We start from the raw sequence: 16,091 nt of genomic DNA, 5'->3' as shown, positions 1-16,091 counted from the left end.
CCATGGCCGCCAGGCCGGGTGACATAAAAACAGTTTACTTTTGAAAGGAAGCCCATGCCCCACGTCGTCATCATCGGCTGTGGTTTCGGTGGTCTCGCTGCGGCCCGCGAGTTGGCCGATGCGGATGTCCGCATCACCATGATCGATCGTACCAACCACCACCTGTTCCAGCCGCTGCTGTACCAGGTTGCCACCGCCGGCCTGTCCGCGCCCGCCATCAGCGCACCGATTCGCGACATCCTGTCGGACCAGCGCAACGTGACCACGCTCATGGCCGATGTCACCGCCATCGATGTCGATGCGCGCGCCGTGTCGCTCGAGGATGGCAGCCGTATCGACTACGACCACCTGATCGTGGCCGCCGGCTCTACCCACAGTTACTTCGGTCGTGACGATTGGGCCCGACTGGCACCCGGCCTGAAGACCCTGGCCGATGCCTTCGAGATTCGTCGTCGCGTGCTGATGGCCTTTGAATACGCCGAGCGCGAGAGCGACGATCGCCGCCGCCAGGAGTGGCTGACCTTTACCGTGATCGGCGGCGGTGCCACCGGCGTCGAGATGGCCGGTACCCTGGTGGAGATCGCACGCCACACGTTGCGCGGCGAATTCCGTCGCATCGACCCGCAGTCGGCGCGGGTGGTGCTGATCGAAGGGTCCGACCGGATCCTCGGCGCCTATCCGGCCGACCTGTCCGAAAAGGCGCGCGAGCAATTGCAGGCCCTGGGCGTGGATGTGCGCACCGGCAGCCGCGTGGTGCATATCGACGAGCAATGCGTGCGCTACACCAACTTCGACGGCGAGCAATCGCTGGCCTCGCGCACCGTGGTCTGGTCGGCCGGGGTGGCCGCCTCGCCACTGGGCAAGTCGCTGGGGGTCGAGACCGACCGGGCCGGGCGGGTCCCGGTCTCGCCCGAGCTCAACATTGCCGGGCACGACAACGTGTATGTGATCGGCGACCTGGCCGCCGCCCAGTCCGACGGCAAGCCGGTGCCGGGGGTGTCGCCCGCGGCCAAGCAGATGGGGCGCATCGCCGGACGCAACATCAAGAACCGGATCGCCAACCGTGCGCTGGAAAGCTTCGTCTATCGCGACTACGGCTCACTGGCCACGATCGGGCGCCGCGCCGCCATTGCGATGGTCGGAAAGTTCAAGTTCTCGGGGTTTTCGGCATGGCTGTTCTGGCTGTTCGTGCACGTGTACTTCCTGATCGGTTTTCGCAACCGCATCATCGTCATGAGCGACTGGGCCTGGGCCTATTTCACCTTCAAGCGCAGCGCCCGGGTGATCCCGGCCACCATGCACCTGCCGGCCAGCCACGATCCCGACCGGCCCGGCTGACCGGTCGCCCATGAAAAAAGCGCCTTGTACCCACTGCGGGTGCAAGGCGCTTTTTGCTGATGCGGCCGCGTTCAGTTTTCCAGCGCCAGCAGGGCAAAGCTGGCCAGCCAGTGGCCGCCGCTGTAGTGGCTGCCGACCACATGGTCGATCGAGGCCAGGATATGGCGCTCGATTGCCTGGCCGATGGCCTGCCTTGCCCCATGGTCGGCAGGCAGGTGCTGCAGGATATGCTTCATGCACCAGGCGCGGCTGAGGTTGAGGCCGTCGAGGTGGGCGATCTTGGGATCGGTGCGATCGCTCACGGTAGCCGGCTGCATCAATTGCGACACCTCGGCGATGCGCGGCAGGTAGCGGTCGAACCACACCGGGAAGGCGCCCTCGGGCAGCGCCTTGCTCATCAGCAGCGCCTCGGTCAGTGCTCCCGAGATGTACTCGTCGCCGCCCGGCTCGTAGTGGGCCGGATAGTCGGTGTCGTTACGGTAGAAGCGCTGTGCGGCGCCGACGATGGCCGTTTCCAGTTCGCCATCCTGTACGTGCCGCGCATAGTCCAGCGACAGCGCCAGCGCGAAGGCCGTGTTGTAGTGCGTGCCGACCCGGATCGGATAGCCCAGCTTGGACAGGTAATCGAGCAGTCGGCGCCGGATCTCGACACTCAGCGGCTGCATCGCGGCGCGCCATTGTGCCGCGCGCGGGTGCGCCGACTGCGCCAGCTCCTGGTCCAGCGCCAGGATCCAGCCAAAGCCGTAGGGGCGTTCGAACGGGCCGCGATTGGGGGCGCGGAAATAGTCGGTCTCGCGCTCCATCAGCTCGGGCGTGAAGTGCTCGTCGAAGATGGCGCCGATGTCGGCGCCGGCCGGCAGGTCCGGATAAAGGCGCAGGCAGCGCAACAGCAGCCAGTAGCCGTGCACCGCCGAATGCCAGTCGTAGCAACCGTAGAACACCGGATGCAGCGCGCGCGGCGAGCGTACGTCCTGCTCGTCGTTGAGCAGGTGCATGATGTGGTTGGGATATTCATGACGCAGGTAGGCCAGCGGCATGCGTGCGAAGGCTTCGGCCTGTTCGATGTCGAGTTGCATGGGGAGGATTCCTTGAAACGGACGCGACCGCCACCGGGCGGCCGCGCAATGGGACTGAGGGATCAGCGGAAGGCGATGAAGTACATCAGCAGCACATTTACGGCCAGCAGGGTGACGGCGGTCGGGATCTGCACCTTGATCACCTGGTACTTGTTCTTCAACTCCAGCAACGCCGCCGGGACGATGTTGTAGTTGGCCGCCATCGGTGTCATGAGCGTACCGCAATAACCCGAGTACATGCCGATGGCCACCAGCGGTGCCGGATCGGCGTGGTGCCCCAGGATCAGGAACGGCAGCGCGATGCCGGCGCTCATGACCGGGAAGGCGGCAAAGGCGTTGCCCATCACCATGGTAAACAGCGCCATGCCCACGCAGTAGATCACCACCACCAGGAAACGATTGTCCGGGTTGACGAACAGGCTCACCACCTGCTGCACCGAGTTGCCGGTCTTGGCAGCCACGAACACGCCGCCCAGCATGGCCAGCATCAGCGGCAGGATCGCCGCCCAGCCGATCGAATCGACCAGCCGGCGCGATTGGCGCACGGCCTGCAGCGGCGTGCCGCGGGTCAGCACCCAGCCGGCGATGAGGGCGGTGATACAGGCCACGCACAGCGCCGCCAGCGTCAGCTGCTTCTGGTCGAGCAGGAACATGCCGCCCACCGAGACGCCCTTGAGCAGCACGGTACAGGCCACCGTCACCACCGGGATCAGCACGGCCGGGAAGAACAGCCAGTTGCCCAGTCGCCTGGCGCTGGCCACGCGTTCGTCATGGCTGGTGGTGGCATAGGTGCCGGCCGACAGCAGGCCGGCGCCGGCGATGAGCGAAATGATGATGACGGTGGCGCCGATGATGCGGTAGGCCAGCGACTTGCCGAGCGACTCCACCAGCAGGTCGCCGAACAGGAACACCGCGCCGAACAGGAACCAGAACAGCGCCGTGGTGTAGCGCTTGGGGTTGCCGCGGTCGCGCAGTGTCATGCCCACCAGCAGCATGACGATGATGCCGATCAGGTAGTAGATGCGGTTGATGGAAATGAGCGTGGTCATGCCGTCACTTTCGAAGAATTGGATTGGGAGGCTTTCCAGGCGTTGACGTCGCGCAGGATCGAGGCGTCCAGGCGGGTCAGGCGGAACATGTGGATCACCAGCGCTGCCAGTGCGGTGGGAATGGCCCACAGGCCGATATGCAGCGGCTCGATATTGCTGATGCCGTTTTCCTTCAGGAAGGCATCCATCAGCAGCACGGCACCGAAGGCGATGAAGATGTCTTCGCCGAAGAACACCGCGATGTTGTCGCAGGCCGCGGCGTGGGCCTTGATCTTGTCGCGGATGGTCTGCGGCAGGTCTTCGCCATAGGCGTTCACGGCTGCGCCTTCGGCCATCGGTGCCAGCAGCGGACGTACCGTCTGCGCCTGTCCACCGAGGTAGATCAGGCCCAGCGCGGCGGTGCCTTCGCGCACGATGAAATAGAGCATCAGGATGCGCGCCGAGGTGGCGCTGGCGATGCTCGAGATCCAGGCCTGCGCCCGTTCCTTCAAGCCATAGTGTTCCAGCAGGCCGATGATCGGCAGGATCAGCAGGAAGGTCGCCAGCGAACGGCTGTTGACGAACTTCTCGCCGAAGGTTTCCAGCAGCATGCCGAAGTCCATGCCGACGGCCAGGCCGGTCGACAGTCCGGCTACCGTGACCACCAGCAGTGGGTTGAAACGTAACGCAAAGCCGGCCACGACGATCGGTATCCCGATCAGTGGCAGCAAGGTCGTGCTATCCATGAAAATCTCCCTTGAGATGAAAGGCAAAAAACTGATGGCGATTGCAAGGCCCGTGCCAGTGCAGCGTCTTTGGCACCAGGCTTGCCCGGCCGGAACCGAGCGCGCATGGCGCTGCCAACGACACCTTCGAAGCCTCGTTTTTTTCTACGGAAAGTGCTTGTTGCGACTACGAAAAACTCGTTGCTATGCGGCGGCGCGAACGGCGATGCCTTCGGCGTGCAGTCGTGCACGAATCTGGCGCGCGAAGCTCAGTGCGTGCGGTCCATCTCCGTGCAGGCAGACCGTCTGCGCATTGACGCTCACGATGCTGCCGTCGATCGCCACTACCTGTTTTTTCTGGATCATCGACAGCGTCTGCGCGATGGCATCTTCGTCGTTGTCGATCAGCGCGCCGGGCTTGGTGCGGGCGACCAGGCTGCCATCGGCTTCATAGGCGCGGTCGGCAAAGACTTCTTCCACGGTGTTCAGGTCGGCATGGCGCGCCGCCGCGATCAGCTCGCTGCCGGCCAGGCCGACCACGCTCAGTTCGGCATCGAAGGTGCGCACCGCGGCGCAGATGGCGCTGGCCAATACCGCATCGCGGGCAGCCTGGTTGTAGAGTGCACCGTGCGGCTTGACGTGGCGCAGGCGGCCACCCTCGGCCCGTACGATGGCGTCCAGCGCGCCCAGCTGGTACAGCATGCCGGCGATGATTTCCTCGGGGGGCAATTGCATGGCGCTGCGGCCGAAATTCTCCCGGTCCGGAAAGCTGGGATGGGCGCCGATGGCGACGTGATTCTGGATCGCCCAGCGCACGCTGCGCCGCATGGTGCTGGCATCGCCCGCATGCCAGCCACAGGCGATGTTGGCCGAGCTGACCAGGGTCAGCAATTGTTCGTCGGTGTCGCAGCCTTCGCCGAGATCGGCGTTGAGGTCGATATGCATGGCGTCTCCTTATTTTCGGTATTGCGTGGCACGCGACCAGTCGAGCGCGGCGACGGCGTCGCCGATGGCCTCGAGATAGCGTTGCTGTTCGTTCCACGCCTCGAAGGCGTCGGACAAGGTACATGGCTGCAGGCGCAGGGTAGCGTTCAATGGCGCCTGCGCCAGCTTCCACAGGTCGGCGCTGATCACCATGCCGATCTTGGGATAACCGCCGGTGGTCTGGGCGTCACCCATGAGGATGATCGGCTGGCCCGAGGGCGGTACCTGGATGGTGCCCGGCACCACGCCGTGCGAGAGCATGTCGCGGCTGTGCCGCCGCTTCAGTTCGGCGCCTTCCAGGCGATAGCCCATGCGATTGCTGTTGGGGGTGACGCGCCAGGTGCTGGCCCATATCGCTTCGCGTGCGGCGCCGGTGAACTGCTCGAATTCGGGGCCGGGCAGGGTGCGCAGCGTAACGTGCCGGCTGCTGTCGTCGCGACTGGCCGCCAGGCCGCTCCAGCGCGGCGAGCGCACCCCGAAGGCCGGCCCGGTGACGCGGTGCTGCACCGGGCCCACGGCCAGGCGATCGCCCTTGCGCAGGGGGCGTCCCTGATGGCCGCCGAAGCAGGCCTTCAGGTCGGTGCTGCGCGAACCCAGTACCGATGGCACATCGATGCCACCGGCCACGGCCAGGTAGGTGCGCATGCTGAGCTGCGGCGGCTGGCCTGCGCCTTGCGGCGCGGCGATGCCCAGCTTGAAGACCTGCCCGGCGCGCACCGGCAGGCTCCAGCAGGCACCGATGGGTCGGTCGTCGAGCGTGGCGCCGGTGTCGTCGCCGCCGAGGGCGATACGGGTGTCATGGCTGAACCGGATCTCGCAGGCGCCCATCGTGATTTCGATGCCGGCGCAATCGGGCGCATTGCCCACCAGCAGGTTGGCGCTGCGCATGGCCAGCGTATTGAGCGCGCCGCCGGGGTGGATGCCGAGCTGGCGATGGCCGGGGCGACCCAGGTCCTGTACCGAGGCCAGCACGCCAGGATGGATGATCTCGATCATAGGGCCACCCGTTCGACGGTAAAGCGCACCCGGTCGCCGGGCCGCAGCAGGGTAGGCGGATCCTGCTTCGGGTCGAACAGCGGCAGCGCGGTGCGGCCCAGCAATTGCCAGCCGCCCGGCGAAGCCATCGGATAGATGCCGGTCTGCTCGCCACCGATGCCCACCGAACCCGCCGGAATCGACACGCGCGGCTCGGCGCGCCGCGGCGTGGCCAGTTCCGGCGCCAGTCCGCCCATGTAGGCAAAGCCCGGCATGAAGCCGATGAAGTACACCAGGTAGTCGCCGCCACTATGGCGCGCAATCAATTCCTCGGCAGACAGGCCGGTGTGACGCGCCACGTCGAGCAGGTCGGGGCCGTCCTGGCCGCCATAGACCACCGGGATGTCCACCGTGCGCCCTTCGGCGTGGTCCGCCTTCAACCCGGGCCACGACTTTTCGATGCGCAAGGCAAGCTCGCTCATGTCGGCCGCAGGGCGCTTGAGGATCAGCGTCAGGTTGTTCATGCCGGGTACCAGCTCGGCCACCTCGGGCCAGTCCTGGGCCAGTCGGGCCAGGCTCCAGATGCGCTGCTGTTGCGACAGCGTCGCCGGTGCCGGCAGGCTGCACAGCAGCGCACTGTCTCCCAGCGGATGAACCTGAGGTTGCTGCATGTCTCACCTTGTCGATTCGTTTCAGGCAAATAGCCGGATTACCCATCTTTTTTTGGGGATATTACAGTTCGATGAAAATATAAACAATATGTCGATAAATTATTTATTTGCTGCTGCGATATAGTGTTGTCATTTCGTCGACCCTTCGCTGGAATTGTCCATGACCCATTCGACCCCGCAGGCCGTCACGCCTGCAGCACCGGCTGCCGCTGCGGACGCGGCACGACCGACCAAGATCGTTTCCTCGCAGCACCTGGTCTCGGAACGTAGTGCCGAGCTATCCGAGCTGGAATATGCGTTGATGATGGCCAGCCATGCGTTCAATCGCTGGATGGTGCGCTGCATGGCCGCTGCCGGTGCCAAGGATATGACCCCCATCGAAGTGTCGCTGTTGCACCACGTCAACCATCGTGACCGCAAGAAGAAGCTGGCCGACATCTGCTTCGTGCTCAATGTGGAAGACACGCATGTGGTCACCTATGCGCTCAAGAAGCTGGTCAAGGCGGGTTATGTCGCCAGTGAAAAGGCCGGCAAGGAACTGCTCTTCTCGACCACTGCCGAAGGCCAGGCACTGTGCATGAAATACCGGGAAGTGCGTGAGCGTTGCCTGATCGACGTGCAAGTCGAAAGCGGCATCGCCAACCAGGCCATCGGCGAGGCCGCGCAGTTGCTGCGCAACGCCTCCGGCCTGTATGACACGGCCGCACGGGCGGCGGCGTCTTTGTAAGTCGGCTCAATCAATAAAGGATAGAACATGCGCGCAATCGAAATCAAGCAAGCTGGCGGCCCCGAAGTGCTGGTGCCGTGCGAGCGTCCGCTGCCGGTCTTGAAGCCCGGCGAAGTGCTGATCAAGGTGCAGGCCGCCGGCGTGAACCGGCCGGACGTGTTCCAGCGCCTGGGTCAGTATCCGGTGCCACCCGGCGCCTCCGACCTGCCGGGCCTGGAGGTGGCCGGCGAGATCGTCGACGGCGAACTGGGCGATAGCGGCTTGAAGCACGGCGACCTGGTCTGTGCCCTGGTACAGGGCGGGGGTTATGCCGAGTATTGCGCCGCGCCGCTGGCGCAATGCCTGCCGGCGCCGCGCGGCTTGACTGCCTTGCAGGCGGCGGCGCTGCCGGAAAACTATTTCACGGTCTGGAGCAATGTGTTCGACCGTGGTCGCCTGAGCCAGGGCGAGAGCCTGCTGGTGCAGGGTGGATCCTCCGGGATCGGGGTGACCGCGATCCAGATCGCCAGCGCGCTCGGTCACCGGGTGTTCGCCACCGCCGGCAGCGATGACAAGTGCCGTGCCTGTGAAGCGCTGGGCGCCGAGCGCGGCATCAACTACAAGACCGAGGACTTCGAGGCCGTGGTCAAGGAGCTCACCGGCGGCGCCGGCGTCGATGTCATCCTCGACATGGTCGGCGGCGACTACCTGCCGCGCGAGATCAAGTCGCTGGCCGACGACGGGCGGCTGGTATTCATTGCCCAGCTCGGCGGCAACCGCGGCGAGCTCGACATGGGGCAGGTGATGCGTCGTCGCCTGACCATCACCGGCTCGACCCTGCGCCCGCGGCCGGTGGCGTTCAAGGCGGCCATTGCCGCGCAATTGCGCCAGCAGGTATGGCCGCTGCTGGAGCAGGGGCGCATCAAGCCGGTGATCCACCAGGTATTCCCGCTGGAGCAGGCGGCCCAGGCGCACACCATGATGGAAGGCAGCAGCCACATCGGCAAGTTGATGCTGCAGTTATAAGTATTTGCGTGGTTTGACCGTTTGGATGCCAACCGGCTACAATACGAGGTTATCCAAATTCAAACCAACCTCGTTAAAAGACTGACTCATGCGGCGCAAACTTGTAGCGGGCAACTGGAAGATGAACGGCAGCCTGGCTGCCAACGCGGCCTTGGTCGCCGGTATCAGGCAAGGCTTGCCGGTCGACGCCTGCGACGTTGCCGTGTGCGTGCCGGCGCCTTATCTGGCGCAGGTGCAGGGCGAGGTGGCCGGCTCGGTGGTGGCGCTCGGTGCGCAGGATATCTCGGCCCATGCGTCGGGTGCCTACACCGGCGAGGTGTCGGCCGCCATGCTGGCCGAATTCGCGTGCCACTACGTCATCGTCGGTCACTCCGAGCGGCGCGCCTATCACGGCGAGTCCGACGCGGCGGTGGCGGCCAAGACGGTGGCGGCATTGCAGGCCGGGCTGGTGCCGGTGGTGTGCGTGGGCGAGACGCTGGAGCAGCGCGAAGCCGGGCAGACCAAGGAAATCGTGGGTGGCCAGCTCGACGTCGTGCTGGATGCCTTGGGTGGCGAGGATGCCGCGCGCATCGTGCTGGCCTACGAGCCGGTGTGGGCGATCGGTACCGGCAAGACCGCCACGCCCGACATGGCGCAGGAAGTGCATGCCATGCTGCGTGCGCGCCTGGGCGCCAAGAGTGCCGAGGCCGCGGCCAAGGTGCGCATCCTGTACGGCGGCAGCATGAAGCCCGACAATGCGGCGCAATTGCTGGCCATGGAAGATATCGATGGTGGCTTGATCGGTGGTGCGGCATTGAAGGCGGCTGATTTCCTGGTCATCGTCGAGGCGGCATCCGGAGTGGTTCTGTAAAGGGTTTGTCAGCCGGCGCTTGCATAATGGCGATGGCAGGCAGTTGAAACATCAAGAGTGGATTTGTTGAAATGAATACTTTGTTTTTGGCAGTGGTGGTAGTGCAGATCGTGTCGGCCCTGGCTATCATCGGCCTGGTCCTGTTGCAACATGGCAAGGGTGCCGACATGGGTGCGGCGTTCGGCTCGGGCGCCTCGGGCAGCCTGTTCGGCGCCACCGGTTCCTCCAACTTCCTGTCCAAGTCGACGGCGGTGGCGGCAGGCGTGTTTTTCGTTGCCACGCTGGCGTTGACCTTCCTCGGCAACCATCATGCGTCGGGTGGCGGTGGCAGCGTGATGGATAACCTGCCTGCGGCTACCGTGCCGGCACCGGCGGCCCCCGCCGCGGCCACCGCACCGGCAGAAGTTGCCAAGCCTGGCGACCAGTCCAGCCAGATTCCGAAATGATCTTTTGCAGAATCTGGAACAATGGATAAATAAAGCTATAAGAATCCCTGTTTTCGACAGATTGTGCATTGAATAAAAGTAACAAAAGAAGGTACAATTGCAGTCTCAGGCCGACGTGGTGAAATTGGTAGACACGCTATCTTGAGGGGGTAGTGGCGAAAGCTGTACGAGTTCGAGTCTCGTCGTCGGCACCATGAATGAAAGAAACGAAAAGCCAGCAAAGGACTTGCGCCTGAGCTGGCTTTTTGTCGAGGAAGTTTCTGGTTGATATTGAGAATCATTCCCACCGATTAAACCAAAGTAAAAACGGACAATCGTGAACCTCGAAAATTATTTCCCTGTACTTTTGTTTATCTTGGTCGGTATCGGCGTCGGCATCGCGCCCCAGTTGCTGGGTCGCCTGTTGGGTCCGCACAAGCCGGACGACGCGAAGACCTCTCCTTACGAGTGTGGTTTCGAAGCGTTCGAAGACGCGCGCATGAAGTTCGATGTGCGCTATTACCTGATCGCTATTCTGTTCATTTTGTTCGACCTGGAAACCGCGTTCTTCTTCCCGTGGGGTGTGTCCATGCGTGAGCTTGGCTGGCCCGGTTTTATCACGATGCTGGTGTTCATCGCTGAATTTGCCGTCGGGTTTTGGTACATCTGGAAAAAGGGTGCCCTGGATTGGGAGTAAGCCATGTCTATTGAAGGCGTATTGAATGAGGGGTTTGTTACCACCTCGCTGGATAAGGTAATCAACTGGACCCGCACCGGCTCGTTGTGGCCCATGACCTTCGGCCTGGCCTGCTGTGCGGTCGAGATGATGCACGTGGGCGCTTCGCGTTACGACCTGGACCGTTTCGGTGCGGTGTTTCGTCCGTCGCCCCGCCAGTCCGACCTGATGATCGTGGCCGGCACCCTGTGCAACAAGATGGCGCCGGCATTGCGCAAGGTCTACGACCAGATGCCCGAGCCACGCTGGGTCATCTCGATGGGGTCCTGCGCCAATGGCGGTGGCTACTATCACTATTCCTATTCGGTGGTGCGCGGTTGCGACCGCATCGTCCCGGTCGACGTCTACGTCCCGGGCTGCCCGCCGACCGCTGAAGCGCTGCTGTACGGCGTGATCCAGCTGCAGAACAAGATCAAGCGTACCAATACCATCGCGCGCTAAAGAGGGCAGTAATGACGACAAAATTGGAAACTCTCGAAGCCGCACTGCGCAATGCGCTGGGAGGGTACCTGCAGAACCTGACGGTGGCGCTGGGCGAGGTCACCGTGGTGGTCAAGGCCGCCGACTACCTGTCCGCCATGCGCGTGCTGCGCGATCATGCCGATACCCGTTTCGAGCAGCTGCAGGACCTGGCCGGCGTCGATTACTCGACCTACGGCGATGGCGTCTGGGAAGGCCCGCGCTTTGCCGTGGTGTCGCACCTGCTGTCGATCTCGCACAACTGGCGCGTTCGGGTGCGCGTGTTTGCCCCGGACGACGACCTGCCTATCGTGGCCTCCGTCGATGGCATCTGGAATTCGGCCGGCTGGTACGAGCGCGAAGCGTTCGACTTCTACGGCATCCTGTTCGATGGCCACAACGACCTGCGCCGCATCCTGACCGATTATGGCTTCATCGGCCACCCGTTCCGCAAGGACTTCCCGATCTCGGGCTATGTCGAGATGCGTTACGACCCCGAGCAGAAGCGCGTCATCTACCAACCCGTGACGATCGAGCCGCGCGAAATCACGCCGCGCGTCATTCGTGAAGAAAACTACGGGATCAAATAATGGCTGAGATCAAAAACTACACGCTCAACTTCGGTCCCCAGCACCCGGCAGCGCACGGCGTGCTGCGCCTGGTGCTGGAGCTCGACGGCGAAGTCATCCAGCGTGCCGACCCGCACATCGGCCTGCTGCATCGTGGCACCGAGAAGCTGGCCGAGCAGAAGACCTTCCTGCAGTCGGTGCCCTACATGGACCGCCTGGACTACGTCTCGATGATGAGCAACGAGCATGGCTACGTGCTGGCCATCGAGCGCCTGCTGGGTCTCGAAGTGCCGCTGCGCGCGCAGTACATCCGCGTCATGTTCGACGAGATCACGCGCTTGCTGAACCACCTCATGTGGATCGGCGCGCACGCCCTCGACGTCGGCGCCATGGGCGTGCTGCTGTATGCCTTCCGCGAGCGCGAGGACCTGTTCGACTGCTACGAAGCCGTGTCCGGCGCGCGCATGCACGCCGCCTACTATCGCCCCGGCGGCGTCTACCGCGACCTGCCCGACAGCATGCCGCAGTACAAGGCATCGGTGGTGCGCAACGAGCGCGCCATCCGCGAATTGAACGAGAACCGCCAGGGGTCGCTGCTGGACTTCATCGAAGACTTCACCAATCGTTTCCCGACCTATGTCGACGAATACGAGACCCTGCTGACTGACAACCGTATCTGGAAGCAACGCCTGGTCGGCATCGGCGTGGTGTCGCCGGAGCGCGCCTTGCAGATGGGCTTCTCGGGTCCGATGCTGCGTGGTTCGGGCGTCGAATGGGACCTGCGCAAGAAGCAGCCCTACGAAGTCTACGACCTGCTCGATTTCGATATCCCGGTGGGCAAGAACGGCGACAGCTACGACCGCTACCTGGTGCGCGTGGCCGAGATGCGCCAGTCCAACCGCATCATCAAGCAATGCGTCGAATGGCTGCGCAACAATCCCGGCCCGGTCATCACCGACAACCACAAGATCGCGCCTCCGAAGCGGACTGAAATGAAGTCCAACATGGAAGACCTGATCCACCACTTCAAGCTGTTTACCGAAGGCTTCCGCGTGCCGCCAGGCGAAGCGTATGCCGCGGTCGAGCACCCGAAGGGCGAGTTCGGCATCTACCTGGTCTCGGATGGCGCCAACAAGCCCTACCGCCTCAAGATTCGTGCTCCCGGCTTTGCCCACCTGCAAGCCTTGAACGAAATGGCCAAGGGTCACATGATTGCCGATGCGGTCACCATCATCGGAACGCAGGACATCGTGTTTGGTGAGATCGACCGTTGATGTCGAGTAACGGATGGGCCTCGCGGAGGGCCGTCCGGGTTTGGGGAATATCCAATAACACCGCGCAGCTCAATGCGCATGGATGGCCAACGATATGTTGTTAAGTCAAGAAGCTCTGAAGAAAATTGATCGCGAACTCGCGAAGTATCCGGGCGACCAGCGCCAGTCTGCGGTCATGTCCGCGCTGCGCATCGCCCAGGTTGAACATGGCTGGCTGCCCGCCGAGCTGCAGCAGGAGATTGCCGACTACATCGGCATGCCGGCCGTGGCCGTGCAGGAGGTCGCGACCTTCTACAACATGTTCAATACCAGCCCGGTCGGCAAGCACAAGATCACGGTCTGCACCAACCTTCCATGCCTGCTGTCGGGTGGCGAGCGTGCGGCACACCATCTCAAGCACAAGCTGGGGGTGAACTATCGCGAGACCACCGAGGATGGCCAGTTCACCTTGATGGAAGGCGAGTGCATGGGCGCCTGTGGCGATGCACCTGTCATGCTGGTCAACAACCATCGCATGTGCAGCTGGATGTCGGACGAAAAGATCGACGCGCTGCTGGAGGAACTGAAGAAATGACCTGCCTGCACGATCGCCACATCAAGCCGCTGATCCTCGCCGATCTCAATGGCGAGAACTGGCACCTCGAGGATTACGTCAAGCGCGGCGGCTACGAGTCGCTCAAGCGCATCCTCAACGACAACATCACGCCCGAACAGGTCATCGCCGAACTCAAGGCGTCCGGCCTGCGCGGCCGGGGCGGTGCGGGTTTCCCGACCGGCCTGAAGTGGAGCTTCATGCCACGCCAGTTCCCGGGGCAGAAATACCTCGTCTGCAACACCGACGAAGGCGAACCGGGTACCTTCAAGGACCGCGACATCATTCGCTACAACCCGCACGCGCTGATCGAAGGCATGATCATCGGCGGCTACGCAATGGGCATCACGGTCGGCTACAACTACATTCACGGCGAGATCTTCTCGGCCTACGAGGTGTTCGAAGAGGCGCTGGAAGAAGCCCGTGCGGCCGGCTTCCTGGGTGACAACATCCTGGGCACCGGCTTCAGCTTCCAGCTGCACGCCCACCATGGTTACGGCGCCTACATCTGCGGCGAGGAAACCGCGCTGCTGGAGTCGCTCGAAGGCAAGAAGGGCCAGCCACGCTTCAAGCCGCCTTTCCCGGCCAGCTTCGGCCTGTACGGCAAGCCCACCACCATCAACAACACCGAGACCTTCGCGGCCGTGCCGTTCATCTTCAAGGTCGGCGCGCAAGCGTATGCCGAGATGGGCAAGCCGAACAACGGCGGCACCAAGATCTTCTCGATCTCGGGCGACGTCGAGCGTCCCGGCAACTACGAGATCCCGCTGGGTACGCCGTTCTCGACCCTGCTGGAACTGGCCGGTGGCATGCGTGGCGGCAAGAAGATCAAGGCCGTGATCCCGGGTGGGTCGTCGGCGCCGGTGATTCGCGGCGACGTGATGATGGAAACCACGATGGACTACGACGCCATCGCCAAGGCCGGCTCGATGCTGGGTTCGGGCGCGGTGATCGTGATGGACGAGACGCGCTGCATGGTCAAGTCGCTGTTGCGGCTGTCGTACTTCTACTTCGAGGAATCGTGCGGCCAGTGCACCCCGTGCCGCGAAGGCACCGGCTGGATGTACCGCATGGTCGAACGGATCGAAAGCGGCCACGGCAAGCTGGAAGACCTGGACGTGCTCAATTCGGTGGCCGACAACATCCAGGGGCGTACCATCTGCGCCCTCGGTGACGCCGCAGCGATGCCGGTACGCGCGTTCATCAAGAATTTCCGCGAAGAGTTCGAATACCACATCGAGCATAAACACTGCCTGGTTCCGGCTTACCTCTGAGCCGGGGCAGGGGATGAGCGGCGGCAGGTGCCGGCGGTCATCATTGAAAGAATATTTAGCTTGGGCAAACAGCCATGGTTGAAATCGAAATAGACGGCAAGAAGGTTGAAGTGCAGGAAGGCAGCATGGTCATGGACGCTGCCAACAGGCTCGGCACGTACATCCCTCACTTCTGCTATCACAAGAAACTGTCCATCGCGGCCAATTGCCGCATGTGCCTGGTCGACGTCGAAAAGGCGCCGAAGCCGCTGCCTGCCTGCGCCACGCCGGTGACCGCCGGCATGATCGTGCGCACCGGTAGCGACAAGGCGATCAAGGCCCAGAAGGGCGTGATGGAATTCCTCCTGATCAATCACCCGCTGGATTGCCCGATCTGCGACCAGGGCGGCGAATGCCAGTTGCAGGACCTGGCGGTCGGCTACGGTGGATCGACCTCGCGCTACGAGGAAGAAAAGCGCTTGGTGGAACCGAAGAACGTCGGTCCGCTGATCTCGATGAAGGAAATGAACCGCTGCATCCACTGCACCCGTTGCGTGCGCTTTGGCCAGGAAGTGGCCGGCGTGATGGAACTGGGCATGCTGGGCCGCGGCGAGCATTCCGAGATCACCACTTTCGTGGGCAAGACGGTCGACTCCGAACTGTCGGGCAACATGATCGACCTGTGCCCGGTGGGCGCCTTGACCTCCAAGCCGTTCCGCTACAGCGCCCGCACCTGGGAACTGTCGCGTCGCAAGTCGGTGAGCCCGCACGACAGCGTCGGCGCCAACCTGACGGTGCAGGTCAAGAACGGCCGCGTCATGCGCGTGCTGCCGCTGGAGAACGACGACGTCAACGAATGCTGGATCTCGGACAAGGACCGCTTCTCGTATGAAGCGCTGGGCAGCGAAGAGCGCCTGACCAAGCCGATGTTGAAGCAGGACGGCAAGTGGCAGGAAGTCGATTGGCAGACCGCCCTCGAATACGTCGCCCACGGGCTGCGCAACATCCGTCACGAACATGGCGCCGATTCGATCGCCGCGCTGGGTACGCCATACTCGACGCTGGAAGAACTGAACCTGCTGCAGAAGCTGGTGCGCGGTGTCGGCTCCGACAACGTCGATTTCCGCCTGCGCCAGTCCGACTTCGCCCTGGATGGCCAGGTCAAGCCATGGCTGGGCATGTCGATCAACGAATTCGCCGAACTGGACCGCGTGTTCGTGATCGGCTCGTTCCTGCGCAAGGATCACCCGCTGCTGACCGCCCGCCTGCGCCAATCGGCCAAGAACGGCGCCAAGGTCAGCGTGTTGCACGCCACCGACGACGACCTGCTGCTGCCGCTGGCCAGCAAGATCGTGGCCGCACCCTCGGCCTGGCTGGCCGCGCTGGCCGAAGTGGCCGTGGCGG

At 63.4% G+C, this 16,091-nt stretch carries 18 protein-coding genes and 1 tRNA gene; 13 read left to right on the top strand and 6 right to left on the bottom strand.

From position 1 onward, the window contains the following. The first annotated feature begins 54 nt into the window (after nt 1-54). Nucleotides 55-1,338 carry an NAD(P)/FAD-dependent oxidoreductase gene (locus tag PMI40_RS20340; RefSeq protein ID WP_008119263.1) on the top strand — a complete coding sequence of 428 codons (1,284 nt, stop codon included), beginning with the start codon at nt 55-57 and terminating at the stop codon, nt 1,336-1,338. A gap of 71 nt (nt 1,339-1,409) precedes the next feature. Here the strand turns inward: PMI40_RS20340 and PMI40_RS20335 are convergent, their stop codons facing one another. The 6 genes from PMI40_RS20335 to pxpB all read right to left on the bottom strand — a co-directional run bounded on the left by PMI40_RS20335 (nt 1,410) and on the right by pxpB (nt 6,797). Next, the gene (locus tag PMI40_RS20335; RefSeq protein WP_008119261.1) at nt 1,410-2,414 is read right to left on the bottom strand and encodes a DUF2891 domain-containing protein; all 1,005 of its coding nucleotides are present in this window, start codon (nt 2,412-2,414) and stop codon (nt 1,410-1,412) included. 62 nt (nt 2,415-2,476) lie between these two features. Continuing rightward, nucleotides 2,477-3,463, bottom strand: a complete 987-nt coding sequence (locus PMI40_RS20330) for a DUF979 domain-containing protein (RefSeq protein ID WP_008119259.1) — start codon at nt 3,461-3,463, stop codon at nt 2,477-2,479. Next, complete coding sequence (locus PMI40_RS20325) at nt 3,460-4,188, bottom strand: DUF969 domain-containing protein (RefSeq protein WP_008119257.1); 729 nt, start codon at nt 4,186-4,188, stop codon at nt 3,460-3,462. The genes PMI40_RS20330 and PMI40_RS20325 overlap by 4 nt, the downstream gene beginning before the upstream one ends. A gap of 183 nt (nt 4,189-4,371) precedes the next feature. Beyond that, nucleotides 4,372-5,112 carry a 5-oxoprolinase subunit PxpA gene (pxpA, locus tag PMI40_RS20320; RefSeq protein WP_008119256.1) on the bottom strand — a complete coding sequence of 247 codons (741 nt, stop codon included), beginning with the start codon at nt 5,110-5,112 and terminating at the stop codon, nt 4,372-4,374. Nucleotides 5,113-5,121: 9 nt separating this feature from the next. After that, complete coding sequence (locus PMI40_RS20315; protein WP_008119254.1) at nt 5,122-6,147, bottom strand: biotin-dependent carboxyltransferase family protein; 1,026 nt, start codon at nt 6,145-6,147, stop codon at nt 5,122-5,124. Beyond that, nucleotides 6,144-6,797, bottom strand: a complete 654-nt coding sequence (gene pxpB / locus PMI40_RS20310; RefSeq protein WP_008119252.1) for a 5-oxoprolinase subunit PxpB — start codon at nt 6,795-6,797, stop codon at nt 6,144-6,146. Before pxpB ends, PMI40_RS20315 begins: the two co-directional genes overlap by 4 nt. Before the next feature lie 160 nt (nt 6,798-6,957). Between pxpB and PMI40_RS20305 the strand changes: the two genes are divergently transcribed. The 12 genes from PMI40_RS20305 to nuoG all read left to right on the top strand — a co-directional run. Further along, the gene (locus PMI40_RS20305; RefSeq protein ID WP_008119251.1) at nt 6,958-7,524 is read left to right on the top strand and encodes a winged helix DNA-binding protein; all 567 of its coding nucleotides are present in this window, start codon (nt 6,958-6,960) and stop codon (nt 7,522-7,524) included. 27 nt (nt 7,525-7,551) lie between these two features. After that, nucleotides 7,552-8,529, top strand: a complete 978-nt coding sequence (locus PMI40_RS20300) for an NAD(P)H-quinone oxidoreductase (protein ID WP_008119250.1) — start codon at nt 7,552-7,554, stop codon at nt 8,527-8,529. Nucleotides 8,530-8,617: 88 nt separating this feature from the next. Next, entirely contained in the window at nt 8,618-9,379 is a 762-nt protein-coding gene (tpiA, locus tag PMI40_RS20295) for a triose-phosphate isomerase (protein WP_008119248.1), read from the top strand. A gap of 71 nt (nt 9,380-9,450) precedes the next feature. Continuing rightward, nucleotides 9,451-9,825 (top strand): preprotein translocase subunit SecG, encoded by a 375-nt coding sequence (gene secG / locus PMI40_RS20290; RefSeq protein ID WP_008119246.1) that lies wholly within the window; start codon nt 9,451-9,453, stop codon nt 9,823-9,825. 109 nt (nt 9,826-9,934) lie between these two features. Further along, a tRNA-Leu gene (locus PMI40_RS20285) sits at nt 9,935-10,019 on the top strand. 122 nt (nt 10,020-10,141) lie between these two features. Further along, nucleotides 10,142-10,501 carry an NADH-quinone oxidoreductase subunit A gene (locus tag PMI40_RS20280; RefSeq protein WP_008119244.1) on the top strand — a complete coding sequence of 120 codons (360 nt, stop codon included), beginning with the start codon at nt 10,142-10,144 and terminating at the stop codon, nt 10,499-10,501. A 3-nt stretch (nt 10,502-10,504) separates the two neighbouring features. Next, complete coding sequence (locus PMI40_RS20275; RefSeq protein ID WP_006712940.1) at nt 10,505-10,981, top strand: NADH-quinone oxidoreductase subunit B family protein; 477 nt, start codon at nt 10,505-10,507, stop codon at nt 10,979-10,981. 11 nt (nt 10,982-10,992) lie between these two features. Continuing rightward, a complete protein-coding gene (locus tag PMI40_RS20270) occupies nt 10,993-11,589 on the top strand; it encodes an NADH-quinone oxidoreductase subunit C (protein WP_008119241.1) in 597 nt (198 codons plus the stop codon). Then, nucleotides 11,589-12,842: an NADH-quinone oxidoreductase subunit D gene (locus tag PMI40_RS20265; RefSeq protein ID WP_008119240.1), complete on the top strand. Its 1,254-nt coding sequence runs from the start codon at nt 11,589-11,591 to the stop codon at nt 12,840-12,842. The genes PMI40_RS20270 and PMI40_RS20265 overlap by 1 nt, the downstream gene beginning before the upstream one ends. Nucleotides 12,843-12,924: 82 nt before the next feature. Continuing rightward, nucleotides 12,925-13,416: an NADH-quinone oxidoreductase subunit NuoE gene (gene nuoE / locus PMI40_RS20260; protein ID WP_008119238.1), complete on the top strand. Its 492-nt coding sequence runs from the start codon at nt 12,925-12,927 to the stop codon at nt 13,414-13,416. Next, nucleotides 13,413-14,708, top strand: a complete 1,296-nt coding sequence (gene nuoF, locus PMI40_RS20255) for an NADH-quinone oxidoreductase subunit NuoF (RefSeq protein ID WP_008119237.1) — start codon at nt 13,413-13,415, stop codon at nt 14,706-14,708. Before nuoE ends, nuoF begins: the two co-directional genes overlap by 4 nt. A 74-nt stretch (nt 14,709-14,782) precedes the next feature. Beyond that, the coding region (gene nuoG, locus PMI40_RS20250; RefSeq protein WP_008119235.1) for an NADH-quinone oxidoreductase subunit NuoG at nt 14,783-16,091 on the top strand (1,309 nt) is incomplete at its 3' end.

Origin of the sequence: Herbaspirillum sp. YR522 (genome assembly GCF_000282575.1) — a bacterium.
Classification (GTDB): Bacteria; Pseudomonadota; Gammaproteobacteria; order Burkholderiales; family Burkholderiaceae_D; genus Herbaspirillum.
Note: the sequence above shows the minus strand (reverse complement) of the source record. Positions and strands in the feature narration are given on the sequence as shown.